Below are 24,689 nucleotides of genomic sequence, written 5' to 3' on the forward strand. Positions count from 1 at the left end.
AGCCCGGATGACGGGCTGGACAGTTTCTGTTGTGCTAGTGATTAGGAAAGACGAGCGATGACGCAATCCACCCAACGTTTGAACGATATTTTGAAGGCGCTTGCGCTCGACCTGAAGCCTTTTGCAGGCCAGGACATCACCAGCCGCTCGCCTGCCGATGGCGTGACCTTGGCGGTTCTGAAGGCCCACAGCGCGCAACAAGCGCAAGACGCCATTGCGGCGGCCCACCAGGCCTACCTGCAGTGGCGTACCGTACCCGCACCGGTGCGTGGTGAGCTGGTGCGCCGTTTTGGCCAGACCCTGCGCCAGCACAAGGCAGCGCTGGGCGCGCTGGTGTCGGTAGAGGCCGGCAAGATCACCTCCGAAGGCCTGGGCGAAGTCCAGGAAATGATCGATATCTGCGACTTCGCCGTGGGCCTGTCGCGCCAGTTGCATGGCCTGACGATTGCCAGCGAGCGCCCCGGCCACCGCATGATGGAAACCTGGCACCCGATGGGCGTCGTGGGCATCATCTCGGCCTTTAACTTCCCGGTGGCCGTGTGGTGCTGGAACAGCGCGCTGGCGCTGGTGTGTGGCGATGCGGTGGTCTGGAAGCCTTCCGAAAAAACCCCGCTGACCGCCGTGGCCTGCCAGCATCTGCTGGAGCAAACCATTGCCGCCTTCAACCAAGAGCAGCCCGGTGCCGTGCCTGAAGGCCTGGCCCAGCTGCTGATTGGCGCCCGCGAAGTGGGCGAAGTACTGGTGGACAGCCCGCTGGTGCCCGTGGTGAGCGCCACCGGTTCGACCCGCATGGGCCGCCAGGTTGGCGTGAAGGTGGCTGAGCGCTTTGGCCGCTCCATCCTGGAGCTGGGTGGCAACAACGCGATGATCGTCACACCCTCGGCCGACCTGGAGCTGGCCGCCCGCGCCATCACTTTTGCGGCGGTGGGCACCGCCGGCCAGCGCTGCACCACCCTGCGCCGTTTGATCGTGCACAAATCGGTGGCCGAGCAGTTGGTGGCGCGTCTGGAGAAGATCTATGGCAGCGTAACCGTAGGCGATCCTCTGACCGACGGCACCTTGGTGGGCCCGCTGATCGACAAGGCATCGTTTGAAGGCATGCAGGCGGCATTGGCCCAGGCCAAGCAAGAAGGCGGCACCATCATTGGTGGCCAGCGCGAGCGCGAAGACCTCGGCCAGGACGCCTACTATGTGCGCCCCGCCTTGGTGAAGATGCCTGCCCAGACCAAGGTGATGGAGCATGAAACCTTTGCGCCCATCCTCTACATCGTCACCTACGAAGGCAGCGCTGAGGACGCGATTGCGGTGCAGAACGCCGTGCCCCAGGGCCTGTCGTCTGCCATCTTCACCAGCGATCTGCGGGATGCCGAGCGCTTTATGTCGCCCGCCGGCAGCGACTGCGGTATTGCCAACGTCAATATCGGCACCTCGGGCGCCGAAATCGGTGGCGCCTTTGGTGGCGAGAAGGAAACCGGCGGTGGCCGCGAATCCGGCTCGGACGCCTGGAAGGGCTATATGCGCCGCGCCACCAACACCATCAACTACAGTGGCGCGCTGCCACTGGCGCAAGGCGTGCGCTTTGACGTGTGATGAGGGAGCAGCCGCAGGCTGGTGCCGTGGACATGCTGCCCACTGCCCGGCCTTGCAGTGCTCCCAAACGGGGCGGCCGCTGCGCCGCCTGGTGTGTGCTGCCAGCGCAGGTCACTGATATGCCTCTGCCCTGTGCGGCCTCCCACGCGGGCAGGGGCTTTGCGCTCCTCTCTGCCACCCCACCAGCATCCACCAAGGGCTGGCCTGCCATCGTTGCAGGCCAGCCTTTTGTGCATGTACTGGTGCAGATTTTTACTGTGCTGCCCAGCCGCTTGCTGCGCTGGCGCAATGCGCAACCAGGCCAGATGGGGTCCAATCCCCCGCTTTTGGCGCATCGATGACAAATACAAAGGAGACAAGACATGGCAGACAACCAACCAACACGTACCGGTGGCCAACTGGTGGTAGACCAGCTGCTGATCCACGGCGTGCAGCAGATTTTTACCGTGCCGGGCGAGAGCTTTCTGGCGGTGCTCGATGCGCTGTATGACGCGCCGATCGAAACAACGATTTGCCGCCAGGAGGGCGGTGCCGCGATGATGGCCGAAGCCCAGGGCAAGCTGACCGGCCAACCCGGTATCTGCATGGTCACCCGGGGGCCGGGAGCGACCAATGCGTCGGCAGGCTTGCATATTGCGATGCAGGATTCGACCCCGATGATCCTCTTCGTCGGCCAGATCGAGCGCTCGGCCCGGGGCCGCGAGGCCTTCCAGGAGCTGGACTACCGCGCGGTGTTTGGCAGCATGGTCAAGTGGGCGACCGAGATTGATGATGCGGCGCGCATTCCTGAGACCATTGCCCGCGCCTTTGCGGTGGCCACCAGCGGCCGCCCCGGCCCGGTGGTGATCGCCTTGCCCGAAGACATGCTGCGCGATGCCGTCACCGTGCCCGATGCCCGCCGCTACCAGCCAGCGCCTGCCAACGCGGCGGATGCCGATGTGGCCGCAGTGGTGGCCCAACTGGCGGCCGCGAAAAACCCCATCATCATCGCCGGTGGCTCACGCTGGAACGCGCAGGCCCAGCAAGACATTGCCGCCTTTGCCGCTGCCCATGCGGTGCCGGTGGCCTGTTCCTTCCGCCGCCAGATGGTGTTCCCTGCCCACCATGCCAACTATGCGGGCGACGTGGGCCTGGGCGTGAACCCCAAGCTGATTGCCCGCATCAAGCAGGCCGACCTGGTGGTGCTGCTGGGTGGGCGCATGTCCGAGGTGCCGTCGCAGGGCTACAGCCTGCTGGGTATTCCGGCGAGCAGCGGCCAGCAGCTGATCCATATCCATCCTGATCCGGATGAGTTGGGCCGGGTCTACCAGGCCGACCAGGCGATTGTGGCCGCGCCTGATTCCTTCTGCGCCGCACTGGCGCGGCAGCCGGCCGCCGCAGCGCGCCCCGAGCGCCAGGCGCTGGTGCAGCAAGCCCATGCCGACTACCTGGCCTGGAGCGACCCTGCGCCCATCCAGGTGCCGGGTGCGCTGCAGATGGGCCAGCTGATGGCGCATGTGCGCGAAGTGCTGCCGGCCGACACGGTCTGGTGCAATGGCGCCGGCAACTTTGCCACCTGGGTGCACCGCTTCTGGCCGTTTAACCACTATGGCAGCCAGCTGGCCCCTACCAGCGGCAGCATGGGCTATGGCCTGCCGGCCGCCGTGGGTGCCAAGCGCCTGGACAAGCAGCGCAGCGTTGTCTGCATCGCTGGCGATGGCGACTTTTTGATGCATGGCCAGGAGTTTGCAACCGCCGTGCAGTACCAGCTGCCCATCATCGTGCTGCTGATCGACAACGGCATGTACGGCACCATCCGCATGCACCAGGAGCGCGACTACCCGAACCGGGTCAGCGCCACTGAGCTGCGCAACCCTGACTTTGTCGCCTACGCCAAGGCATTTGGCGGCAATGCCGCCCTGGTCGAGAAGACCGAAGACTTTGCGCCCGCGCTGGCTGCCATGCGCAGCTGGGCCGAACAGCACCAGCTGCCGGTGATCCTGCACTGCAAGCTCGACCCGCAGGCGATCACCCCGGCGCGTAGCCTGGACCAGATCCGAGGCACGGGCGTTTAAGCCTCCCGCTGCCCGATAGCGGCAGCGCAAAAAAAGGCACCGAGCAAAAACTCGGTGCCTTTGGTGTTTCGGCGTGGGCGGGATGCTGCAAAGCCCCGCCGCAGCCTAGAGCTGCTTAAAGCACATCGCTGGCAAAGTCGGCCAGGCGCGAGCGCTCGCCGCGTGCCAGGGTGATGTGGCCGCTGTGTGGCCAGCCCTTGAAGCGGTCCACCACATAGGTCAGGCCAGAGGAGCCTTCGGTCAGGTAGGGCGTGTCGATCTGGGCCAGGTTGCCCATGCAGATAATCTTGGTACCGGGGCCGGCACGGGTGATCAAGGTCTTCATCTGCTTGGGGGTCAGGTTCTGCGCCTCGTCGATGATCACGTACTTGTTCAGGAAGGTACGACCGCGCATGAAGTTCATGCTCTTGATCTTGATGCGGCTGCGGATCAGGTCATTGGTGGCAGAGCGCCCCCATTCACCGGGATTGCCGCCGTCGCCCTTGGCCAGGAACTCCAGGTTGTCGTCCAGTGCGCCCATCCAGGGCCCCATCTTCTCTTCTTCGGTGCCGGGCAGAAAGCCGATGTCCTCGCCCACGCTGACGGTGGCGCGGGTCATGATGATCTCGGTGTAGCGGCGCTCGTCGAGCACCTGGTTCAGACCAGCGGCCAGCGCCATCAAGGTCTTGCCGGTGCCGGCCGTGCCAGCCAGGGTGACAAAGTCCACATCCGGGTCCATCAGCAGGTTCATCGCGAAGTTCTGCTCACGGTTGCGGGTGGTCACGCCCCACACATTGTTCTTCTGGTGGCCGTAGTCCTTCAGTGTCTCCAGCACCGCCGTCTTGTCGCGGATCTCGATCACGCGGGCAAACAGACTGTTCTCGCCCGGTGCCTCATAGAAGACAAACTGGTTGATGTGCAACTGCTGGGTGATCGGGCCGCTGATGCGGTAGCAGGTGGAGGCGCCCGATTGCCAGCTCTCGACTTTCTTGCCGACCTTGGCCCAGAAATCCAGCGGCAGCTGCAGCATGCCGGTGTAGAGCAGGTCGCCATCTTCCAGCGTCTTGTCGTTCTGGTAGTCCTCGGCTTCCAAGCCCAGTGCACGCGCCTTGACGCGCATGTTGATGTCCTTGGACACCAGCACCACGGGGCGATCGGGATGGCGTTGGCGCAGGGCCTCGACCACGCCCAGGATCTGGTTGTCGGCCTTGCCCTGGGGCAGGCTTTCGGGCAGTTGGTAGGTCAGCGGCTCGGTTTGGAAGAACAAGCAGCCGCTGGCGCCTTTTTGGCCGGTGGCATCCAGGCGAATGCCCTGGGCCAGATGGGCCTCTTGGCTGGCGACCAGCGCATCGAGCGTGCGGCTGGCCTGGCGGCCATTGCGGGCCACTTCGGTCATGCCCTTCTTGTGGCCGTCCAGCTCTTCGAGCACGATCATCGGCAGGTAGATGTCGTGTTCTTCAAAGCGGAACAGGCTGCTGGGGTCATGCAGCAGCACGTTGGTGTCCAGCACAAACAGCTTGGCTTTGCCACTGCGTGGCTTGGCCGCCTTGGCAGGCTTGTTGTCGGTGGTGGGGATGGCATCGGCAACCACCGGGCTGCGCGCAGGCTGGGCGGGCTGTACAGGTGCCGCTGGCGGCTTGGCGCTGACGGTTGCGGGCGCTGTAGGCTTTTTGCTGCGCGCGGCCTTTGGGGCGGGCGCAGCGGCTTGGGGACGGCGTGGCGCAGGGGCGCTCGCCACTACCGGCTCGAAATCCATGTCGGGGAGGTCGTCGGCTTGTTCATCGCGCGCGTTGCCCGCAGATGCACGGGATTTGGCGCTGGTCTTGGCGGAAAAGTCGCCAGTCGAAAGCTGGCTGCCACGGCGGCTGGGTGCGGGAGGCAAGGGCATGGAGCTCGGGGCCTTTATCTAAACACTCGCCAAGTGGGCGAACGCACTCTGGTGGCCCGCCAGCCCCATGCAAAAAAGGCCATCTCGCAAGCAAGACAGCCTTTTTGGATGGAAGAGGGCGGAACAGTCCAGACTCAAATTCATGGGCCCATTATGCACACTCTAGGCAGCACGAAATCAGCAATCGCCGTCACAGAGCGCTGTGGCGGTTGCGAAAGGTGGAAACGGCAACGGCGCGCATCCGCAGACAGCGCGCCGCCACCAAAAACTGCCGGTCTGGGATCAGGCAGCCTTCTTTTGCGCAGCCTTCATCGACTTGACAGCCTTGAGCACTTCTTCCACATGGCCCAGCACCTTCAGGCCGCGCCATTCCTGGACCAGCATGCCATCGGGGCCCACCAGGAAGGTCGAGCGCTCGATGCCCTTGACCTTCTTGCCGTACATGATCTTGTTCTTGACCACGCCGAACATGTGGCAGAGTTTTTCTTCGGTGTCAGCGATCAGCTCGAACGGGAGTTCGAGCTTTTCCTTGAAGTCGTCGTGCGACTTCATGTTGTCGCGCGACACGCCGAAGACGGCAGCACCAGCCTTAACAAAATCCGCGTACTTGTCGCGGAATTGCATGGCTTCGGTGGTACAACCGGGGGTGTTATCCTTGGGGTAGAAGTACAGCACCAGAATTTGCCCCTGATGCGACGTGTTGGAAACCTTGAGGCCTCCCGTCGCTTGTGCATCAAATTCTGGCAGGGGTTTGTTGACAACAACAGCCATAGCTCTCTATTTTCTCCGGAGTAATCGCAAAAAGGCCGCAGGAATCAAAGTATTCATCTAGTTGTTATTCAGGCCCGCAGCCACAAGCGAGTATTTTAACCCGAATCGAAATATTTATCGAGCCCCTCTGATAAACACAGGCTATCGATTGTGGTTATAGCTCTGCGGGTTCCACTAAAGCGGCAAGTAACACTTTGCGTCCTTCCCCGGCCAAGACGTTGTAGGTACGGCATGCGGCGGGGGTATCCATCGTCTCGAATCCTATGCGTTTGGCGATCAATGGGGCCAACCAGGCTGGCGAAGGAAAACGTAACCGATTGCCACTGCCGAAAATTATCGTTTCCACCTCAGCCTCGGCCAATTGGGCAAAATGGGCAGGTCCCAGGTCTTCGAAACGTGTGCAATCCCACACCTGAAGGCTGCCATTGGAGCCGACCACCAGGCTGGTGCTGTGGCGCTGTTGGTCTACCGCCAACCAGCCCGGTCCGTAGCCGGTGATGGTCAAGGTGTCGGATTTGTCGGGCTGGAACTTCATGGGGCAGGCTTTCAGCAAACGGGGCAAGGGGTGGCGGTGGCAGGCTGCGGCAGCCGCAAGGAGCCACTACAGGGCGATCAACGCGAAGATCTGTGGTCAAATTATAGTTTTCACCTAGTTGGATTGTGGGTTCGAGGTGTTGGCATGGTTGCCTGCCGGCTGCAATTCCCTGTTTTCAGAGGTAGTGGTATCTGTCATGAAGACGATTCAAAAATCCGCCAAGCTGGCCAATGTGTGTTACGACATTCGAGGGCCGATCATGGACGCGGCGAAGCGGATGGAGGACGAAGGACAGAAGATCACCAAGCTCAACATCGGCAACTTGGCGGTGTTTGGCTTTGATGCCCCTGAAGAGGTGCAGCAGGACATGATCCGCAACCTGCCCAACTCGGCAGGCTACTCCGACAGCAAGGGCATTTTTGCGGCGCGCAAAGCGGTGATGCATGAGACCCAGCGCCTGGGCGTCAAGGGCGTGGGCCTCGATGACATCTACCTGGGCAATGGCGCGTCCGAGCTGATCAGCCTGGCTACCAATGCCTTGCTGGACACCGGCGACGAGATGCTGCTGCCCGCACCCGATTACCCGCTGTGGACCGCTGCCACTAGCCTGTCGGGCGGCACGCCAGTGCATTACCTCTGCGACGAGGAAAACGGTTGGATGCCCAATCTGGCCGACATCCGCGCCAAGATCACGCCCCGCACCAAGGCCATTGTGGTCATCAACCCCAACAACCCCACCGGCGCGCTGTACTCCGACGCACTGCTGCACGATATTGTGCAGATCGCCCGGGAGCACGGCCTGGTCATCTTTGCTGACGAGGTCTATGACAAGGTGCTGTATGACGACGCCAAGCACACACCCCTAGCGGCGCTGTCGCAGGATGTGCTGACCATCACCTTCAACTCGCTCTCCAAGGCCTACCGCAGCTGCGGCTACCGCGCCGGCTGGATGGTGATCTCGGGCGACAAGAGCGGTGCGGGCGACTATATCGAAGGCTTGAACATGCTCTCCAACATGCGCCTGTGTGCCAATGTGCCGGGCCAATGGGCCGTGCAGACGGCGCTGGGCGGTCACCAGAGCATCGACGAGTTGGTGCAAGAGGGCGGGCGCCTGCGCAAGCAGCGCGATCTGGCCTGGGAGCTGATCAATGCCATCCCCGGTGTCAGCTGTGTCAAGCCCCAAGGCGCGCTGTACATGTTCCCCAAGCTCGATCCCCAGATCTACCCGATCAAGGACGACCAGGATTTCTTCCTGCAGGTGCTCAAAGAGACCCGCGTGATGCTGGTCCAGGGCACCGGCTTCAACTGGCCCCGTCCAGACCATTTCCGCATTGTGTTCCTGCCCCATGAGGCCGACCTGCGGGACGCCATCAACCGCCTGGCCGCCTTCCTGGCCAGGTACCGCCTTCGCCACGGCACCGACCAGCTTGCACATGCCCACAAGGCGGACATCAAGCTGGTGAAGCCCAAGGCAGAAAAATCTGCTGCCTGAATCGGCACTTTTCCGATCTGACAACACAGGCGTCCGGCTGGACGCCTTGTTAGTTATTAAACGCATTCAAGAGAATTTATGAAACCGATCCAAGTAGGCTTGTTGGGCATCGGCACCGTCGGTAGCGGTGTCTTCAACGTGTTGCAACGTAACCATGACGAAATTCGCCGCCGCGCTGGCCGTGGTATTGCGGTGACCATGGTGGCCGACCTGGACGAAGCCCGAGCCCGTGCCGTGGTGGGCGACCAGGCTAAGGTCGTCAAAGACGCCCGTGAGGTGATTGCCAATCCCGATATCGATGTGGTCATCGAGCTGATCGGCGGTTACGGCATTGCCAAGGCCCTGGTGCTGGAGGCGATTGCCGCCGGCAAGCATGTGGTGACCGCCAACAAGGCGCTGCTCGCCGTGCATGGCTCGGAGATTTTCAAGGCTGCTGCCGACAAGGGCGTGATGGTGGCCTACGAAGCGGCCGTGGCCGGTGGCATCCCCATCATCAAGGCACTGCGCGAAGGCCTGACCGCCAACCAGATCCAGTGGATCGCTGGCATCATCAACGGCACGACCAATTTCATCCTGTCCGAGATGCGTGACAAGGGCCTGGACTTTGACCTGGTGCTGAAAGAGGCACAACGCCTGGGCTATGCCGAAGCCGACCCGACCTTCGACATCGAGGGCGTGGACGCCGCCCATAAGGTCACCTTGATGAGCGCCATCGCCTTTGGCGTGCCGGTGCAGTTCGACAAGGCCTATGTCGAGGGCATCACCAAGCTGTCGTCGGTCGATATTCGCTACGCCGAGCAACTGGGCTACCGCATCAAGCTGCTGGGCATCACCAAGCGCACCGACAAGGGCATTGAGCTGCGGGTACACCCCTCGCTGGTGCCCACCAAGCGCCTGATCGCCAATGTGGAAGGCGCGATGAATGCCGTGGTCGTGCATGGCGATGCCGTGGGCACCACCTTGTACTACGGCAAGGGTGCCGGCTCCGAGCCCACCGCCTCGGCCGTGATTGCCGACCTGGTCGACATTGCCCGCCTGGAGGGCGCTGATGTGGCGCACCGTGTGCCGCCGCTGGCCTTCCAGAGCAGCACCTTGCGCGAAGCCGGCCAGGAACTGCCGGTGCTGCCCATGGCCGACATCACCACCAGCTACTACCTGCGCATGCGCGTGGCCGACGAGGCCGGCGTGCTGGCCAAGGTCACCGGCCTGCTGGCGGGCGCTGGCATCAGCATTGATGCGGTGCTGCAGCGCGAAGCGGACGAAGTCGGTGGCGAAGGCTCGACCCAGACCGATTTGATCATCCTGACCCACGACACGCGTGAAGGTGACATGGACAAGGCGCTGGCCGAAATCCAGGGCCTGCCCACCGTGCTGGCGCCTATCACCCGCATCCGCAAGGAAGAGCTGAACTGAGCATCAGCCACAGCAACGCCAACATCTACCGCCAGCGGCCCAACCGGCCCTGGCGGTTTTTTCATGGCTGCAGAACTCTGTTACTTTTTCGTAATGGCATAGCCAATTATTTTTACCAATAATGGCGCCTGACAAAGGCAGCCCTGCGGACTTCGGTCCGCAGCGTGCTGTCTATCCATAACAAAGTCAGGGAGTTGCACTATGTCGGAAACCGACAAGAAATGGTTGGCGCTGGCCAAGCGCTGGGGGGTGTTGTTTGGTATTCCATTGCTGATGCTGGCCATCGGCATCTGGCAATGGTCGCGGGCGGATACGCCGATCAGCGATGTGGGCGCCAAGATTGCCGAGTACCAGCAGGTGGTGCGCGAGCTCGATGCCATCGAGGCACAAAAGCCCGGGCGCGCCACCGTCAAGGACAGTGAGGGCAAGGAATACCCCGTCCGACTGGTGAAACAAGAATACCTGCTGGCCATCCAGGACCTGCAGACCCAGGGCCTGAACGTCACCACCCGCAACCTGCAGCCGCTGCTGGCGGGCATCACCATGGCCTTCAGCGTGCTGGCGCTGCTCTGGTCGGCGCTGGGCGTGGTCTACCAACGCGGCATGGGTGCCAAGGCCCTGCAGTCGCGAGAGCAGTTGCTGGCCACCTTCCAAAAAGGCCGTAAGCTGCTGCCGACCTATATGGTCGTCATGGTGTTGCTGCTGTTTGGTGCGGCGATACCGCTGCTGGTCTACGAGATGATGCCCATTCTGCGCCACCGCAACTACAGCAAGGGCGACATGAAGCTCATGTTCATCCTCGGCGGCCTGGCGCTGTTTTTGCTGTACTCGGGCTGCAAGGTGCTGATCGATGTCTGGAAGGCGGCGCGCAAGCCGCTGGAGAACGAGCCGATCGAGGTCATGGGCCAGACCGTCAGCCGCCAGCAGGCGCCTGAGCTCTGGGCCTTTGTGGACCGCGTGGCTACCAAGACCGGCGCGGGCATGCCCGACCACCTGGTAGTCGGTCTGAACGAGGGCTTTTTTGTCACCGAACACCCGGTGCAGCTGGCCAATGGCAGCCTGCTGCCGCAAGGCCGGGTGCTCTACCTGCCCTTGCCCTACATGGCCTTTCTCAATGCGGGCGAGGTGGCAGCGGTCATCGGCCACGAGCTGGGCCACTTCATTGGTGAGGACACGCTGTACAGCCAGCGCTTCTCGCCGATCTACAGCGCCACCATCCACCACCTGGTGGCCATCAGCGGCGGCGAGCGGCATGAGGGCTCATGGATGGACATCCTGCGCCGGCCGGCCACCTTGTTTGGCGAGATGTTTCTGGACAGCTTTCACGAGGCGGTGCGCTACTGGAGCCGCAAACGCGAGCTGGCCGCCGACGCGGTGGGCGCCCAGGTGGTGAGCCCGCAGGCCGTCGCGTCGTCGCTGCTGCGCATCAGCGCGCTGGCGCCGCATGTGGATGCAGCGCTGCAGTCCAACTGGGACCGGGGTGAGACGGTGGAGGGCGGTGTGCTGGGCCATGTGCGCCAGCTCGTTGCTACCCAGGGCATGACCGACCCGAGCGAGCACCTGGACCAGCGCCAGGCCCACCCCACCGACACCCACCCAGAGCTGGCCGAGCGCCTGGCGGCGCTGGGCGTCCCGATCAGCCCCGAGCTGCTGGCCCGCGCGATGGACGCGCAGGGCAGCCAATTGCTGCAGGAGTTTGGGCTGGAGCAACGCAGCGCTGCCACGCCTGACCACAACGCAGCCAGCCAGGCCCTGCCCGCTGCCGGGCTGGATATGAATGCCTCCTTGCAGGATGAGCTGAGCAGCGCCGCCGCCGCCAACCGCAGTGCCAAACTGGCAGAGCTGCGCCGCATTGCCGCCCTAGCCAAGGACGAGGTGGTGATTTACGAGCGCTCCGCCTTCATGGTGGGCCTGTTTGTGTTTCTGGCCTTGGCCTGCGCGGTCGGGGGATTCTTTGTGTTCCAGGCTCAGCTGCACCTGGGGGTGGTCGCAGGGTTGTTGGCGGGCGCGGCCGGCTGCGCCTGGTTCGCCAAAGTGTTCTGGCAGGACAGCCAGAGCCCGGCCATGCTGCTGCAATCGGGCGGTGTGCGTTTGTTTAAGGCGCAAGAGCCGCTGCCCTGGTCGGCGATTGACGACTTCCAGTTCAGCCAAAGCAACCATATGCTGACGGTGACCATGGTGCTGGAGGAGGGGGTACAGCCACCGGCGATGGGCGTGGGCAAGCGCCGGGCCCAGTTCCGCAAGAAAAAGCAGCGCCTGGCTGTCAGTTTCAAGGGCATCAAAAAGATGAAGAACCAGGCTTTTGTGGAGCTGCTGGTAGACCATTGGCGCGCCTACCATGCGCGCCAGGAGCTGCAGCGCATGGGCGAGCAGGTCTGATCTGGCCGTCCATCGCTGAGCCCCGGACGGTGTCCGGGGCTTTTTTGTGCCTGGGGCGGTGGGATGTGCGCAATCCTGCGCAAGCTGTGCCAGTACTGGCGGCTGCTGGATAATAGGCAGTTGCCCTTTGCCCCTGCGCGGGCCTTGTCCACTTATTTCGCACCCTCCATGCTGTACCTTTCCACGCGCGGCCATGCCGAACAAAAACGTTTTTGCGACATTTTGCTGGAGGGCCTGGCGCCTGATGGCGGCCTGTACATGCCCGTGCAGTACCCGCAGATCGATGATGCCAAGCTGACCGCGCTGCGCGAAACGCTCAGCAACAAGGGCTATGCAGCGCTGGCGTTCGAGATTCTGTCGCTGTACATCGACGACATTCCCGCCGATGACCTGCGCGCGCTCTGCGACAAGACCTATACCGAAGCCGTGTTCGGCTCGGCCGCCATTGTTCCGCTGCGCCAGCTTGAAGGCCAGCTGATGATCGAGGCGCTGTCCAATGGCCCGACCCTGGCCTTCAAGGACATGGCGATGCAGCTGCTGGGCAACCTGTTCGAGTACGAACTGGCCCGCCGTGGCGAAGAGCTCAACATTCTGGGCGCCACCAGCGGCGACACCGGCAGCGCTGCCGAATACGCCATGCGCGGCAAAAAGGGTGTGCGCGTGTTCATGACCAGCCCGCATGGCCGCATGAGCCCCTTCCAGCAGGCACAGATGTTCAGCCTGCAGGACGAAAACATCCACAACATCGCCATCGAAGGCGTGTTTGACGACTGCCAGGACATCGTCAAGGCGGTCAGCAACGACCATGCCTTCAAGGCGCAGTACAAGATCGGCACGGTCAACTCCATCAACTGGGCACGCTTGCTGGCCCAGGTGGTCTACTACTTTGCCGGCTACCTGCAGGCCACCACGCAGAACAGCGAAAAGGTGAGCTTCACGGTGCCCAGCGGCAACTTTGGCAATGTCTGCGCCGGCCATGTGGCCCGCCAGATGGGCCTGCCGATTGCCAAGCTGGTGGTGGCCACCAATGAGAACGATGTGCTGGACGAATTCTTCCGCACCGGTGTCTACCAGGTGCGCGGCGCGGCCCACACCTTCGAGACCTCCAGCCCCTCGATGGACATCTCCAAGGCCAGCAACTTCGAGCGCTTTGTGTTCGACCTGGTGGGCCGCGATGGCGCCCGCCTGCAGCAGCTGTTCTCGCAAGGTGTGGCCAAAGAGGGCCGCTTTGACCTGCAGGCTGACCCGGCTTTCAAAGATGCTGCCGGACGCTACGGCTTTGTCAGCGGCAAGAGCACCCATGCCGACCGCCTGGCCACCATCCAGGACACCTACCAGCGCTTTGGCCAGATGATCGACACCCACACCGCCGACGGCGTGAAGGTGGCGCGCGAGCACCTGGGTGCCGAGCCGATGATCGTGCTGGAAACCGCCTTGCCGATCAAGTTTGCTGCCACCATCGAAGAGGCGCTGGGCCGCCTGCCCGAGCGCCCCGCCAAGTTTGAAGGCATCGAAGACCTGCCCAAGCGCGTGGTGGTCATGCCGGCTGATGTGGACCAAGTGAAGACCTATATCAAAGACAACTGCCGCTGAGCAGCGTCATCTGCGCCTGCAGCCCATGGGGGCGCAGGTGCGGGCAGGTGGATTATTCAGAAGGGCGGCTTATGCAGGTGGTGTGTTTTGCAGGCTATTCCGGCAGTGGCAAGACGACACTGATCGAGCAGCTCATCCCCGTGCTGATCGCGCAGGGCCAGCGGGTGTCGGTCATCAAGCATGCCCACCACCGCTTTGACATTGACACCCCCGGCAAGGACACCTGGCGCCACCGCCAGGCCGGCGCCTATGAGGTGTTGGCGGCATCCGACCAGCGCGTGGTGCTGATGCGCGAGCTGCAAGAGGTGCAGGAGCCCGATGTGCATGCGCTGATTGCCCAGCTCGACAGTGCGGCCGACTGGGTGCTGGTAGAAGGCTTCAAGGACTGCGATCTGCCCAAGCTGGAAGTGCTGGCGAACGCGCCCGAAGCCAACGGCAAAGCCCCGCTGTACCCACAAGATGCCGCCGTGCAGGCGGTGGTGCTGTCAGCGGCCCGGCAGCTGCTGCCCGCGACGGCCCTGCCGCAGTTGCCCCGCGATGAGCCCGCCGCCGTGGCCCAGTGGCTGCTGGCGCACAGCGCCCGCTTTGCCTACACCCCGCCCTGTGTTTTTGAAAGCGCTACCGCCGGCTGAGGCTGCGGCAGCGATGATCGGCCCGCTTGCATGCGGCCGGCAACCGAAGGAATGATTGCGATGAACAGCCAGCCCCGTCCCCCCCTGAAATCACTCGATGACGCGCTGGCCGAGCTGCTGGCCCATGCCCAGCCGCTGCCGGGCAGCCAGGTGGTGGATACCTTTGAGGCCGATGGCCGCGTGCTGGCCGAGGCCTTGGTGGCCCCGCTGCAGGTGCCTCCTTTTGACAACAGCGCGATGGACGGCTATGCGCTGCGCGCCGCGGATCTGAGCGGGCCCGAGCTGGCCCTGCCGGTGAGCCAGCGCATTGCAGCGGGCAGCATCGGTGCGCCGCTGGTCGCTGGCACTGCCGCGCGCATCTTTACCGGCGCAGCGGTGCCTGCGGGTGCCGATGCGGTGGTGATGCAAGAGGAATGCAGTGTGCTGGAAGATGGCCGGGTGCAAATCAACGCCGCCGTCAAACCGGGGCAAAACATCCGCAAAAGCGGAGAAGACATGCAGCTGGGCAGCACGGTACTGACGGCGGGCACCAGGCTGGGCCCGGCCGAGCTGGGCCTGGCCGCCAGCATTGGCTGCGCCAGCCTGGCGGTGGCCCGCCGCCCGCGCGTGGCCTTGTTCTCTACCGGTGATGAGCTGGTCATGCCCGGCGATGTTGCGCCCCAGGATTTGCCCGCTGGCAGCATCTACAACAGCAACCGCTTCTTTTTGCGCGCCATGCTGCAGCGCCTGGGCTGCGAGGTGCAGGACCTGGGCATCGTGCCCGACAGCTACGAGGCCACCGTGGCCGCGCTGCAGAAGGCGGCGCAGCAGAGCGACCTGGTGCTCACCAGCGGCGGCGTGTCGGTGGGCGAGGAAGACCATATCAAGCCGGCCGTGCAGGCCTTGGGCAGCCTCGATCTGTGGGCGATTGCAGTCAAGCCCGGCAAGCCTTTTGCGTATGGGCGCCTGGGCCAGGCGCATTTCATCGGTCTGCCGGGCAACCCGGTCTCCAGCTTTGTCACCTTTGCGCTGCTGGTGCGGCCCTTTTTGCTGCGTTTGCAAGGCGTGCAAGCGCCCGCTCCCCAGGCCGTCGACATGCGTGCCGATTTTGACTGGCCGCGTGCCGACAAGCGCCGCGAGTTTTTGCGGGTGCGTATCAATGCGCAAGGGGGGCTGGACCGCTTTGCCAACCAGGGATCGGGTGTGCTGACCTCGGCCGTCTGGGCCGATGGCCTCGTGGACAACCCAGAGGGCCAGACCATTGCGCGGGGCGACACGGTGCGCTTTGTGCCATTTGCCCAGTTGCTGGGCTGAGGAGGACGAGGCCATGACGATGAAGACTCTGCAACTGCGCTATTTTGCAAGTATCCGCGAGGCCATTGGCAGCGGCAGCGAAGCCTATGGGACCGATGCCGCCACCGTCGCAGAGCTGCGCGATGCGCTGCTGGCGCGGGGCGAGCCCTATGCCAGCTGCCTGGCCCGGGGGCGGGCGGTACGCACTGCCGTCAACCAGGTGCTGCGTGAAGAGGGCGCCGAGCTGGCGACTGGCGATGAAGTGGCCTTTTTTCCGCCAGTGACGGGCGGTTGAGCGTTTAGAACTTGTTCAAAGTCTCTACGCAGCCGCGTTGGAGTGCAATCGGGATGAGTTCGAAGCGCTGGTCCGCAGCTTGCACCGGGGTGCAAGCAAGGGCCAGCGCGCAGAAATCGCCCGATTTCACTCCAACCCTTCGGGACAGTGGCTTTGCGGCCGCCCGGGCAGGGGCGGTCTGCGTCGTTGCAAATCCTCGCAATAGCATGGCTATTGCTGCGGTATTGCGCGGCTGGGCGCCCCCCTCGCATCCCATCCCGCAAAGACACTGTCGCGGCGCGAGGAGACATTGAACAGGTTCTTAGGCTGCGTCGTCTTCTGCCGGGCTGGGCAGCAAAAGCTCAGGTGCTCGCCATTCCAGCAGCTCCGCCAGGCGCAGCACCACCCAGCGCGCTTCTTCCGGGCTCACGCCCGCGCCTTCGGCCTGCAGGCCGGCATACATGGTCTGCAAAATCGCGCTCTCGGAGGGCGCGCTTTGGTGGTACAGGATCTGCGCCTGCTCGACCAGCATCTGCGCCAAGTCTTCGCAGAGCTCATAGCGTTGGGCAATCTCCGCCAGCGGCAGGCGCAGGCGCTGTTGGCGGCCCTGGAACAGGGCGATGAACGAATCGGGGATAAAAATCTGGCTGCCGTCTTGCATGGGGAATTTTGTAGTGTGATGCGCGTTCAGCGGCAGGCGCTCAAGGCGTGAAGCGCTTCTCAAAGCGGGCCACATCCTCCAGCAGTTCAAAAGTCACCACCTGGCCCATTTTGCGGTCGGTCTCGCGGCAGGCGGCATAGACGCTGGTCTTGCCCACCAGGTCCATCGCGGGGATGTCGATGATCGCGTAAGGGTAGGGCACGAACACATGGTGCTCGAACACAATCCGGTGCAGATTGCGCGGATTGGGGTAGAGCAGGAAGCCGTGGGCATTCAGGGTCTGACTGGGCATGGAAAGCATCCAAAGAGAAAACAGGTCTTGCAAGCGGGTGGGCTGCCGGTGGAATGTGGACATCCCAGTAGCCCGAAGCTTGCAGAGGGCCACCAGTGTGCCGCAATCGCGAAGCTGGGGTGGCCCACCATGGTTTGCGGCGAGGCCCGGCGGGCATGCTAGGCTTGGGTTTTGCTGCCTTTTTTGCCGAGCCCTGCCCATGCTGCACACCCATATCGCCGTACAGACCGCTGACTTTGATGTGAGCGAGGAGCTGCGCCTGCTACGCGCCGCCGATGGCCGCATCGGCGCGGTCTGCAGCTTTGTCGGCACGGTGCGCGACCGCAATGCGGGCAGCGAGGTGGCGACGATGGAGCTGGAGCACTACCCGGGCATGACGGAAAAGTCGATCGCCCTGATGGTCGATGCGGCGAGCCAGCGCTTTGACATCTTTGGCGCCCGCATCATCCACCGCGTGGGTGTCCTGGCGCCGGGCGACCAGATTGTGCTGGTCGCCGTCTCCTCGGCCCACCGGGGCGAGAGTTTTCAGGCCTGCGAGTTCTTGATGGACTACCTCAAGATCGAGGCACCGTTCTGGAAGAAGGAAGAGACACCCGAGGGCGCGCGCTGGGTGGATGCCCGCGTCAGCGATGAGGCGGCGATGGCGCGCTGGGGTCTGCCCAAACGCTGAGCTGACAGCGCCGGGTTTGTTTGGTGCAAGCTTGACCAGGCGCAAGCTTTTTTCGGGCCATTGCTGCTGCAATGAGTCCGAGGAGGAGTGCCTTGGGGCCCTATGTCACCGACCGTAGGAGACGGCGCACAGCGTTTGGCGAAATGGGCTGACAGAGCCTATATGTACGCCCAGGTTCTTGAAAATTCGGCAGCCAGCGCAAAATAATCCTCAGTAACACTTGTTAAGTGGGAGCATTCATGCGAATAGACAAACTGACAACCAAATTTCAAGAAGCCCTGGCCGACGCCCAATCGCTGGCCCTGGGCAATGACAACGCCTACATCGAACCGGTCCATGTGCTGGCGGCCATGCTGCGCCAGCCCGATGGCCCCAAGTCGCTGCTGGCGCGGGCAGGGGCCAATGCTACGGCCATGAGCACCGCGGCAGAGAACGCCATCAAGCGCCTGCCCCAGGTGCAAGGCCAGGACCAGGTGACGGTCGGCCCCGATCTGCAGCGCATGCTGCAGGCCACCGAAAAGGAAGCCATCAAGCGGGGCGACCAGTTCTATGCCGCCGAGCTGTTTTTGCTGGCGCTGACCGATGACAAGGGTGAGGCGGGCCGCATCGTCAAGGAAGGCGGCCTGAGCCGCAAGGCGCTGGAGTCTGCCATCGACGCGGTGCGCGGCGGTCAATCGATGGACAGCGCCGATGGCGAGAGCCAGCGCGAGGCCCTGAAGAAATACACCTTAGACCTGACCGAGCGCGCCAAGCTGGGCAAGCTCGACCCGGTGATCGGCCGCGATGACGAGATCCGCCGCACCATCCAGGTGCTGCAGCGCCGCAGCAAGAACAACCCCGTGCTGATCGGCGAGCCAGGCGTGGGCAAGACAGCCATTGTTGAAGGCCTGGCCCAGCGCATTGTGGCTGGCGAAGTGCCGGACACCTTGCGCGACAAGAAAGTGTTGGTGCTCGATATGGCGGGCCTGCTGGCTGGCGCCAAGTACCGGGGCGATTTTGAGGAGCGCCTCAAATCCGTGCTGAAGGAAGTCGCGCAAGAAGAAGGCCGGGTGATTCTCTTTATCGACGAGATCCACACCATGGTCGGCGCGGGCAAGGCCGAGGGCGCCATGGATGCGGGCAATATGCTAAAGCCTGCGCTGTCGCGCGGCGAGCTGCACTGCATTGGCGCGACGACCCTGGACGAGTACCGCAAGTACATCGAAAAGGATGCGGCGCTGGAGCGGCGCTTCCAGAAGGTGCTCGTCAATGAGCCTTCGGTGGAAGACACCATCGCCATCCTGCGCGGTCTGCAAGAAAAGTACGAGGCCCACCATGGCGTGGACATCACCGACCCGGCCATCGTGGCTGCGGCCGAGCTGTCTGCACGCTATATCACCGACCGCTTCCTGCCCGACAAGGCGATCGACCTGATCGACGAGGCAGCGGCCAAGATCAAGATCGAGATTGACTCCAAGCCCGAGGTCATGGACAAGCTCGAACGCCGCATGATCCAGCTCAAGATCGAGCGTGAGGCGATGAAGAAGGAAAAGGACGAGGCTTCGCAAAAGCGTTTGTCCTTGATCGAAGAGGATCTCGCCAAGATCGAGCGCGAATACGCCGATATGGAAGAGATCTGGAAGGCCGAGAAGGCCGATGCAATGGGCTCGGAGCAGCTGCGCAAGGACCTGGACCAGGTGCGCTTCCAGATTCAGGAAGCGACGCGCAGCGGTGACTTCAACAAAGTGGCTGAGTTGCAGTACGGCAAGCTGCCGGCGCTGGAAAAGCAACTGGCTGAAGTGCAGGCCGACGAGAACAGCGAAGGCGCCAAGACCAAGGGCCACAAGCTGCTGCGCACCCATGTGGGCGCCGAAGAGATTGCCGAGGTGGTCAGCCGTGCCACGGGCATCCCCGTGTCCAAGATGATGCAGGGCGAGCGCGACAAGCTCTTGCGCATGGAGCAGAAGCTGCACGAACGTGTGGTCGGCCAGGACGAGGCCATTGCGGCGGTGTCCAATGCCATACGCCGCTCGCGCTCGGGCCTGTCTGATCCAAACCGGCCCACCGGCTCCTTCCTGTTCCTGGGCCCTACCGGCGTGGGCAAGACCGAGCTGTGCAAGGCGCTGGCAGGCTTTTTGTTTGACAGCGAAGACCACCTGATTCGCATCGACATGAGCGAGTTCATGGAGAAGCATTCGGTGTCGCGCTTGGTGGGTGCGCCCCCAGGCTATGTGGGCTATGACGAAGGCGGTTACCTGACCGAAGCCGTGCGTCGCAAGCCTTACAGCGTGATCTTGTTGGACGAGGTGGAAAAAGCCCACCCCGATGTGTTCAACATCCTGCTGCAGGTGTTGGACGATGGCCGCCTGACCGATGGCCAGGGCCGCACCGTGGACTTCAAGAACACGGTGATCGTGATGACCAGCAATATCGGCTCGCAGCTGATCCAGGCGATGGTCGGTCAATCGTATGAGGATGTAAAAGACGCGGTCTGGGGGGAACTCAAAAACTACTTCCGGCCCGAATTCCTCAACCGCATCGATGAAACCGTGGTCTTCCATGGCCTGGATGCCCAGCACATCGAGTTGATTGCACGCATCCAGCTGCAGCAGTTGGAGGCCCGTCTGGCCAAGATGGATCTGCACCTGCAGGTCTCCGATGCGGCGATGGCCGAGCTGGCCAAGGTGGGCTTCGATCCGGTGTTTGGTGCGCGGCCGCTGAAGCGGGCCATCCAGCAACGTATCGAAAACCCGCTGTCCAGGTTGCTGCTGGAGGGGCAATATCCCCCTAAGAGCCTTATCCCGGTGACGGTGGATCCGGTGCAAGCGCCCGGCGAATTCCACTTCGGGCGGCCGGACATAGCCGCGCAGTAAGGCGCTGCCAGCCATGCATAACCATGCATGGCTGGCCATCTTTACGCTGCGATATGCTTGTTGACACGGCCAGGGCTTGAAAAACCCTGGCATCGGCCTAATATGGCTAGTAAGCGCTGCCCTGCAGCGATGAAAGGAAATGCGTTGAACGAGTTGTTGGCAACCGTAGTGAGCTGGACTTTGCGAATCGCCATGGTGCTGGCGGGTCTGGTGTTTTTTGTCAGTCTGATGGTCGTGGCCGCGATTGCTGCCATGCTGTGGACCGTGCGCCTGCTCTGGGCCAAAGTCACTGGCAAGCCTGTCGCTCCCTTTGCATTCAAGATGAATCCAGCCTCGGGATGGACCACCGTTTACCGCAGCACCGCCCGCTGGTCGGCCAACAAGGGCGCTCGCAGCGCTGAGACGGCTGGCAACCCATCTGGCATGCGCTCGGCCGTGATCGACGTGACCGATGTGGAGCCGCGTGAGATCCGCTCGCAACACTGACTGACCTGACGCAGGCTGCGGCCTGTGGTTCGTGCAAAGCCCGGTTGTGCCTGATGCAGACCGGGTTTTTTTATGGGATCGCGTTTATGGATGTGAGCGAGTTGCACAGCCGGTTTGCAGCCATGCGTGCCGCCACCCGCGCGCAGACAGACACCCCGCTGCTGTTGCGGCGCGAGCGCTTGCTGCGCCTGCAAAAGCTGCTGCAGGACAATGAAGAGCGCCTCTGCGCCAGCGTGCAGGCCGATTTTGGCCAGCGCTCGGCGCGGGTCACCACCTTTACCGAGTTGATGCCCTTGCACAGCCAGCTGCGCCAAGCGCTGCGGCACATGCGGCGCTGGGCGGCCCCACAGCGGGTGGCCACCCCCTTGCAGCTCTGGCCTGCGCGGGCCTGGCTGCAGGCCATGCCGCTGGGCGTAGTTGGGGTGATTGCGCCCTGGAACTATCCCTTGCTGCTGGCCTTGGGGCCCGCCATCAGTGCGCTGGCTGCCGGCAACCGCGTCATCATCAAACCCAGCGAATACACGCCCGAAACCATGGCCTTGCTGGCCGAGCTGGTGCCCAGCTATTTTGCCGATGATGAAGTTGCGGTGCTCGCTGGCGATGCAGGCGCCTCTGCCGAGCTGGCAGCACTACCGTTGGACCACCTGCTGTTTACCGGCTCCACGGCGACGGGGCGCAAGGTTGCCTTGGCCGCTGCCAACCACCTGGTGCCGACCACCCTGGAGCTGGGTGGTAAATCCCCCTGCCTGCTGGAGCAAAGCTGCGACATCCCGGATGCGGCGCGCAAAATTGCCCATGCCAAGCTGTTGAATGCCGGCCAGACCTGTATTGCGCCTGATTATGTGTTGCTGCCGCGGAGCAGCGCGTCGGCCTTTGTTGAGGCCTACAGCCAAGCGGTGCAGGCCATGTACCCGCAGCAGCAAGGCAACCCCGATTACACCTCGGTCATCCATGCGGCCCACGCCAGCCGGGTGCTGGGCATGCTGGCCCAGGCCGAGCAAGCGGGGGCGCAGGTGATTCGCCTGGAAGGCGCTGGGGATGCAGTGTCGCAAAGCCGCATTGGCGACGGCATCAGCCGCCAGTTGGCGCCCGCGCTGGTGCTGGGGGTGACGGCGCAGATGCAGCTGATGCAGGAAGAGATCTTTGGCCCGGTGCTGCCGGTGCTGCAGTATGACGACCGCGAGGAGGCGATTGCGGCGATCAACCAGGGCGACATACCGTTGGCGTTTTACTGGTTTGGCCAAGACCGCCGGCAGGGCCTGGATGCGGCGCAGCGGGTGCGGGCCGCCGGCATGTGCATGAATGACTGCCTGCTGCAGTTCGCTCATGCCGAGCTGCCTTTCGGCGGTTGGGGGCACAGCGGCTGGGGCGCCATGCATGGCCAGTACGGTTTTATGCGCTTCTCGCACGCCAAGCCAGTGCTGCGCCAAGGGGGCTGGTCGGCAGCGGCATGGCTGTATCCGCCTTATGGCCGGCGCTTTGATCTGCTGATGCGGCTAATTTACCGCCGAACCAAGCGCTAACTACTTGATCTTTATGGGGAGGTGGCGCTAGGGTAAACGCCTAGCGCAAATGTCTGCATTTGCAAACCCCTGCACAAATTGACCTACAACGCCATTGTGGGGCTACCCAAATGATGTCAAGAGTGAGACAATGGCCGGCTTTCGCGCACCATATCTCTGCAGCGCGCTGTTCCCGCGCTGACTCTTCCATATGCCCTTAAAAAAGCCATCAGCAATGCACGGTTGCTTGCTGATGCTGCGTGAGCCATGGTGTGTTGCAAGTGGATGGATGTTGAGCCTCAGGGTGCTCCATCAAAAACACTTGACACCCGGCCGGGCGTGATGGTCGCAGTGTACGACGAGATATACGTGCTTTTTGGTTAATTCATTGAATTTTGTTTTCGGTTATCCATGTCTGAAACTATCCAGGTTCGTCCCGCAACTCTCCGTGATGCCAAAGCCATTGCCCAAATCCATGCAGCCGCTTCTGTTGAAAGCTATCGCGGCGTTTTGCCCGATGACCAGTTGAAATCCATCTCTTCTGTTGAGAAGCGCCAGGCTTACTGGCGCGAAGCCATCGAGTACTGCGAGCCCCAGGTTCAGGTCGCCGTTGAGAACGACAAGATTGTCGGTTTCATCGGTTTTGACCGCTCACGCGATGCCAAGACCCGCCCCACCACGGGTGAAATCTGGGCCATCTATGCTGCCCCTACGCACTGGGACCAGGGCGTCGGTGTGGCACTGTGGGATGCGGCGCGTGATGGCCTGTCCGAAGAAGGCTGTACCTCGGTAACGGCATGGGTGCCGCTGCGCAATGAGCGCGCTCTGCGTTTCCATGAATCCGCTGGTTTCAAGCGCGAAATGTCGACGGCCAAGACCGCCACCGTGGGCGCGATCAAGATCGAAGAAGTGCGCATGCAGCGCTCGTTGATGAACCGCTGATCCTTGCAGGCGGGATGCGCTTGGCGTCTGCTGCGGCAGCGCGAGCGGCGTCTTGCTCTCAAGAGGCCGTCTTGGACGGCCTCTTTGTTTTTCCCCCTTTGGCAGCGGCCTGGTGCTGGTCTGCCCCCGAAAGCATTTTTATGACCACTGCCCAGCCAGAGAGTTTCGCCACCATCCAATGGGAAGAGGGCGGCGAGCCGCAAAGCGCACGCTGGCGTTGCGAGCGCGGCACTGCGCCTTCTGCGCGTGTTGTGCTGGCCGATGACACCATGCCGGCCGATGTGGCCTACCGCCTGGCTTGCCAAGGCACGGCGCTGCTGTGGCGCGGCGATTTCCAGAACGCCCGCATGCTGCTCCAGTCGCTGGCACGCCGTCTGGACAAGACGGGCGAGCGCAAGGCCAAGAAAAAGCCGGCGGCCCCTTCCGCCTCCGGCATGCCTACGCCGCAGGTGGCCTTGCCTTTTCACCAGCAACGCCACTTGCAGGCGCAGCGCGCCCGTGTGCTGTCGATGGTGCTGATTGGCATGGATGCGCAGTACGCGATTGCCTTGCGCCGCGCGCCTGAGGTGCAAGCCGCCTGCGCGGATGCCTGGGGTGCGCCCGAGGGCGATCTGGGCCAGGTGGTGTCCCTGCGCGAACTGCAAGCCCTGGTGGGCGCCCATGAGTGGCGCAAGAAGGGTGTGGAGATCCCTGCGCTGGCCAAGCTGGCGCCCAAGGGCTATGACCGCATCCATCCGCACTACGGCGTGTTCTCGCCGGTGCGGGGCGAGTATGTCGACCTGATCGCGCAAGCGCCGCTGCCTACCGCGCTCGCCAAGAAGTCGCTGGCCTACGACATTGGCACGGGTACCGGCGTCATCGCTGCCGTGCTGGCCCGCCGTGGCATCCAGAAGATTGTGGCCACCGATACCGATCCGCGTGCGCTGGCTTGCGCGCGTGAGAACCTGGAGCGCCTGGGCGTGGACCAGAAGGTGGAGCTGGCGCAAACCGATCTGTTCCCCGAGGGCAAGGCCGCGCTGGTGGTGTGCAACCCACCCTGGGTGCCTGCCAAGCCCAGCGCGCCGGTTGAACGTGCCGTGTATGACGAAGGCAGCCGCATGCTGCGTGGTTTTCTGGCCGGCGTCTCTGCCCACCTGGCACCCGGTGGCGAGGCCTGGTTGATCCTGTCCGATTTTGCCGAGCACCTGGGTCTGCGCAGCCGTGAGGAGCTGCTCAGCTGGATCGCCGAGGCCGGCTTGCAGGTGGTGGGCAAGAACCAGATCCGCCCGCGCCATGCCAAGGCGCAAGACTCCGCCAACCCGCTCCACCAGGCCCGCGCGGCCGAGATGACCACCTTGTGGCGTCTGCAGGTGGGTTGGTAATGTCCATCAAGAAGGCCGTGCCGCCGGCTTTGCTGCCGTCCATGATGGGCT

Annotated in this window: 20 protein-coding genes; 15 read left to right on the plus strand and 5 right to left on the minus strand. The window is 63.1% G+C overall.

Annotated features, from left to right (window positions below; translation table 11 throughout):
• Window positions 1-57 precede the first annotated feature (57 nt).
• The gene (locus HS961_RS07875) at window positions 58-1,590 is read left to right on the plus strand and encodes an aldehyde dehydrogenase family protein (protein WP_182327176.1); all 1,533 of its coding nucleotides are present in this window, start codon (window positions 58-60) and stop codon (window positions 1,588-1,590) included.
• A 362-nt stretch (window positions 1,591-1,952) separates the two neighbouring features.
• A complete protein-coding gene (locus HS961_RS07880) occupies window positions 1,953-3,644 on the plus strand; it encodes a thiamine pyrophosphate-binding protein (RefSeq protein ID WP_182327177.1) in 1,692 nt (563 codons plus the stop codon).
• A gap of 115 nt (window positions 3,645-3,759) precedes the next feature.
• On the opposite strand, the gene HS961_RS07885 is transcribed toward HS961_RS07880, so the two are convergent.
• The 3 genes from HS961_RS07885 to HS961_RS07895 form a co-directional block, all read right to left on the minus strand.
• The gene (locus HS961_RS07885) at window positions 3,760-5,511 is read right to left on the minus strand and encodes a PhoH family protein (protein ID WP_182327178.1); all 1,752 of its coding nucleotides are present in this window, start codon (window positions 5,509-5,511) and stop codon (window positions 3,760-3,762) included.
• Window positions 5,512-5,793: 282 nt separating this feature from the next.
• On the minus strand, window positions 5,794-6,282 hold the full coding sequence (locus tag HS961_RS07890; RefSeq protein ID WP_182327179.1) for a peroxiredoxin: 489 nt from the start codon (window positions 6,280-6,282) through the stop codon (window positions 5,794-5,796).
• A 154-nt stretch (window positions 6,283-6,436) separates the two neighbouring features.
• Window positions 6,437-6,817 carry an Mth938-like domain-containing protein gene (locus HS961_RS07895; protein WP_182327180.1) on the minus strand — a complete coding sequence of 127 codons (381 nt, stop codon included), beginning with the start codon at window positions 6,815-6,817 and terminating at the stop codon, window positions 6,437-6,439.
• 196 nt (window positions 6,818-7,013) lie between these two features.
• Between HS961_RS07895 and HS961_RS07900 the strand changes: the two genes are divergently transcribed.
• The 7 genes from HS961_RS07900 to HS961_RS07930 all read left to right on the plus strand — a co-directional run bounded on the left by HS961_RS07900 (window position 7,014) and on the right by HS961_RS07930 (window position 15,893).
• Window positions 7,014-8,309 carry a pyridoxal phosphate-dependent aminotransferase gene (locus HS961_RS07900; protein WP_182327181.1) on the plus strand — a complete coding sequence of 432 codons (1,296 nt, stop codon included), beginning with the start codon at window positions 7,014-7,016 and terminating at the stop codon, window positions 8,307-8,309.
• Window positions 8,310-8,387: 78 nt separating this feature from the next.
• Entirely contained in the window at window positions 8,388-9,722 is a 1,335-nt protein-coding gene (locus HS961_RS07905; protein ID WP_182327182.1) for a homoserine dehydrogenase, read from the plus strand.
• A 201-nt stretch (window positions 9,723-9,923) separates the two neighbouring features.
• Window positions 9,924-12,101 (plus strand): M48 family metallopeptidase, encoded by a 2,178-nt coding sequence (locus HS961_RS07910; protein ID WP_182327183.1) that lies wholly within the window; start codon window positions 9,924-9,926, stop codon window positions 12,099-12,101.
• 168 nt (window positions 12,102-12,269) lie between these two features.
• Window positions 12,270-13,694: a threonine synthase gene (thrC, locus tag HS961_RS07915; protein WP_182327184.1), complete on the plus strand. Its 1,425-nt coding sequence runs from the start codon at window positions 12,270-12,272 to the stop codon at window positions 13,692-13,694.
• 71 nt (window positions 13,695-13,765) lie between these two features.
• Window positions 13,766-14,326 (plus strand): molybdopterin-guanine dinucleotide biosynthesis protein B, encoded by a 561-nt coding sequence (gene mobB, locus HS961_RS07920; protein ID WP_182328174.1) that lies wholly within the window; start codon window positions 13,766-13,768, stop codon window positions 14,324-14,326.
• A 60-nt stretch (window positions 14,327-14,386) separates the two neighbouring features.
• Entirely contained in the window at window positions 14,387-15,619 is a 1,233-nt protein-coding gene (gene glp / locus HS961_RS07925; RefSeq protein ID WP_182327185.1) for a gephyrin-like molybdotransferase Glp, read from the plus strand.
• 13 nt (window positions 15,620-15,632) lie between these two features.
• A complete protein-coding gene (locus HS961_RS07930; protein WP_412101638.1) occupies window positions 15,633-15,893 on the plus strand; it encodes a MoaD/ThiS family protein in 261 nt (86 codons plus the stop codon).
• Between the two features lie 301 nt (window positions 15,894-16,194).
• Here the strand turns inward: HS961_RS07930 and HS961_RS07935 are convergent, their stop codons facing one another.
• On the minus strand, window positions 16,195-16,533 hold the full coding sequence (locus HS961_RS07935) for a hypothetical protein (protein ID WP_182327186.1): 339 nt from the start codon (window positions 16,531-16,533) through the stop codon (window positions 16,195-16,197).
• Between the two features lie 40 nt (window positions 16,534-16,573).
• Window positions 16,574-16,825 carry a hypothetical protein gene (locus tag HS961_RS07940; RefSeq protein WP_182327187.1) on the minus strand — a complete coding sequence of 84 codons (252 nt, stop codon included), beginning with the start codon at window positions 16,823-16,825 and terminating at the stop codon, window positions 16,574-16,576.
• A gap of 199 nt (window positions 16,826-17,024) precedes the next feature.
• On the opposite strand from HS961_RS07940, the gene moaE reads away from it, so the two are divergent.
• From moaE to HS961_RS07970, 6 genes are all read left to right on the plus strand, one after another.
• A complete protein-coding gene (gene moaE / locus HS961_RS07945) occupies window positions 17,025-17,495 on the plus strand; it encodes a molybdopterin synthase catalytic subunit MoaE (protein ID WP_182327188.1) in 471 nt (156 codons plus the stop codon).
• A 239-nt stretch (window positions 17,496-17,734) separates the two neighbouring features.
• Entirely contained in the window at window positions 17,735-20,347 is a 2,613-nt protein-coding gene (gene clpB / locus HS961_RS07950; RefSeq protein WP_182327189.1) for an ATP-dependent chaperone ClpB, read from the plus strand.
• A 144-nt stretch (window positions 20,348-20,491) separates the two neighbouring features.
• Window positions 20,492-20,833 carry a hypothetical protein gene (locus HS961_RS07955; RefSeq protein ID WP_182327190.1) on the plus strand — a complete coding sequence of 114 codons (342 nt, stop codon included), beginning with the start codon at window positions 20,492-20,494 and terminating at the stop codon, window positions 20,831-20,833.
• A gap of 86 nt (window positions 20,834-20,919) precedes the next feature.
• The gene (locus HS961_RS07960; protein ID WP_182327191.1) at window positions 20,920-22,356 is read left to right on the plus strand and encodes an aldehyde dehydrogenase family protein; all 1,437 of its coding nucleotides are present in this window, start codon (window positions 20,920-20,922) and stop codon (window positions 22,354-22,356) included.
• A 390-nt stretch (window positions 22,357-22,746) separates the two neighbouring features.
• Window positions 22,747-23,277: a GNAT family N-acetyltransferase gene (locus tag HS961_RS07965; protein ID WP_021025922.1), complete on the plus strand. Its 531-nt coding sequence runs from the start codon at window positions 22,747-22,749 to the stop codon at window positions 23,275-23,277.
• A gap of 140 nt (window positions 23,278-23,417) precedes the next feature.
• Window positions 23,418-24,638, plus strand: coding sequence for a methyltransferase (locus HS961_RS07970; RefSeq protein ID WP_182327192.1), 1,221 nt, complete (start codon window positions 23,418-23,420; stop codon window positions 24,636-24,638).
• Window positions 24,639-24,689: the final 51 nt, after the last annotated feature.

The organism is Comamonas piscis (genome assembly GCF_014109725.1).
In the GTDB taxonomy this organism is placed as follows: domain Bacteria; phylum Pseudomonadota; class Gammaproteobacteria; order Burkholderiales; family Burkholderiaceae_C; genus Comamonas; species Comamonas piscis.

Bases quoted from the DNA above. Each gene is read 5' to 3' on its own strand.
- HS961_RS07875 (WP_182327176.1), top strand. From the start codon at position 58: ATGACGCAATCCACCCAACGTTTGAACGATATTTTGAAGGCGCTTGCG.
- HS961_RS07880 (WP_182327177.1), top strand. From the start codon at position 1,953: ATGGCAGACAACCAACCAACACGTACCGGTGGCCAACTGGTGGTAGAC.
- HS961_RS07885 (WP_182327178.1), bottom strand. From the start codon at position 5,511: ATGCCCTTGCCTCCCGCACCCAGCCGCCGTGGCAGCCAGCTTTCGACT.
- HS961_RS07890 (WP_182327179.1), bottom strand. From the start codon at position 6,282: ATGGCTGTTGTTGTCAACAAACCCCTGCCAGAATTTGATGCACAAGCG.
- HS961_RS07895 (WP_182327180.1), bottom strand. From the start codon at position 6,817: ATGAAGTTCCAGCCCGACAAATCCGACACCTTGACCATCACCGGCTAC.
- HS961_RS07900 (WP_182327181.1), top strand. From the start codon at position 7,014: ATGAAGACGATTCAAAAATCCGCCAAGCTGGCCAATGTGTGTTACGAC.
- HS961_RS07905 (WP_182327182.1), top strand. From the start codon at position 8,388: ATGAAACCGATCCAAGTAGGCTTGTTGGGCATCGGCACCGTCGGTAGC.
- HS961_RS07910 (WP_182327183.1), top strand. From the start codon at position 9,924: ATGTCGGAAACCGACAAGAAATGGTTGGCGCTGGCCAAGCGCTGGGGG.
- thrC (WP_182327184.1), top strand. From the start codon at position 12,270: ATGCTGTACCTTTCCACGCGCGGCCATGCCGAACAAAAACGTTTTTGC.
- mobB (WP_182328174.1), top strand. From the start codon at position 13,766: ATGCAGGTGGTGTGTTTTGCAGGCTATTCCGGCAGTGGCAAGACGACA.
- glp (WP_182327185.1), top strand. From the start codon at position 14,387: ATGAACAGCCAGCCCCGTCCCCCCCTGAAATCACTCGATGACGCGCTG.
- HS961_RS07930 (WP_412101638.1), top strand. From the start codon at position 15,633: ATGACGATGAAGACTCTGCAACTGCGCTATTTTGCAAGTATCCGCGAG.
- HS961_RS07935 (WP_182327186.1), bottom strand. From the start codon at position 16,533: ATGCAAGACGGCAGCCAGATTTTTATCCCCGATTCGTTCATCGCCCTG.
- HS961_RS07940 (WP_182327187.1), bottom strand. From the start codon at position 16,825: ATGCCCAGTCAGACCCTGAATGCCCACGGCTTCCTGCTCTACCCCAAT.
- moaE (WP_182327188.1), top strand. From the start codon at position 17,025: ATGCTGCACACCCATATCGCCGTACAGACCGCTGACTTTGATGTGAGC.
- clpB (WP_182327189.1), top strand. From the start codon at position 17,735: ATGCGAATAGACAAACTGACAACCAAATTTCAAGAAGCCCTGGCCGAC.
- HS961_RS07960 (WP_182327191.1), top strand. From the start codon at position 20,920: ATGGATGTGAGCGAGTTGCACAGCCGGTTTGCAGCCATGCGTGCCGCC.
- HS961_RS07965 (WP_021025922.1), top strand. From the start codon at position 22,747: ATGTCTGAAACTATCCAGGTTCGTCCCGCAACTCTCCGTGATGCCAAA.
- HS961_RS07970 (WP_182327192.1), top strand. From the start codon at position 23,418: ATGACCACTGCCCAGCCAGAGAGTTTCGCCACCATCCAATGGGAAGAG.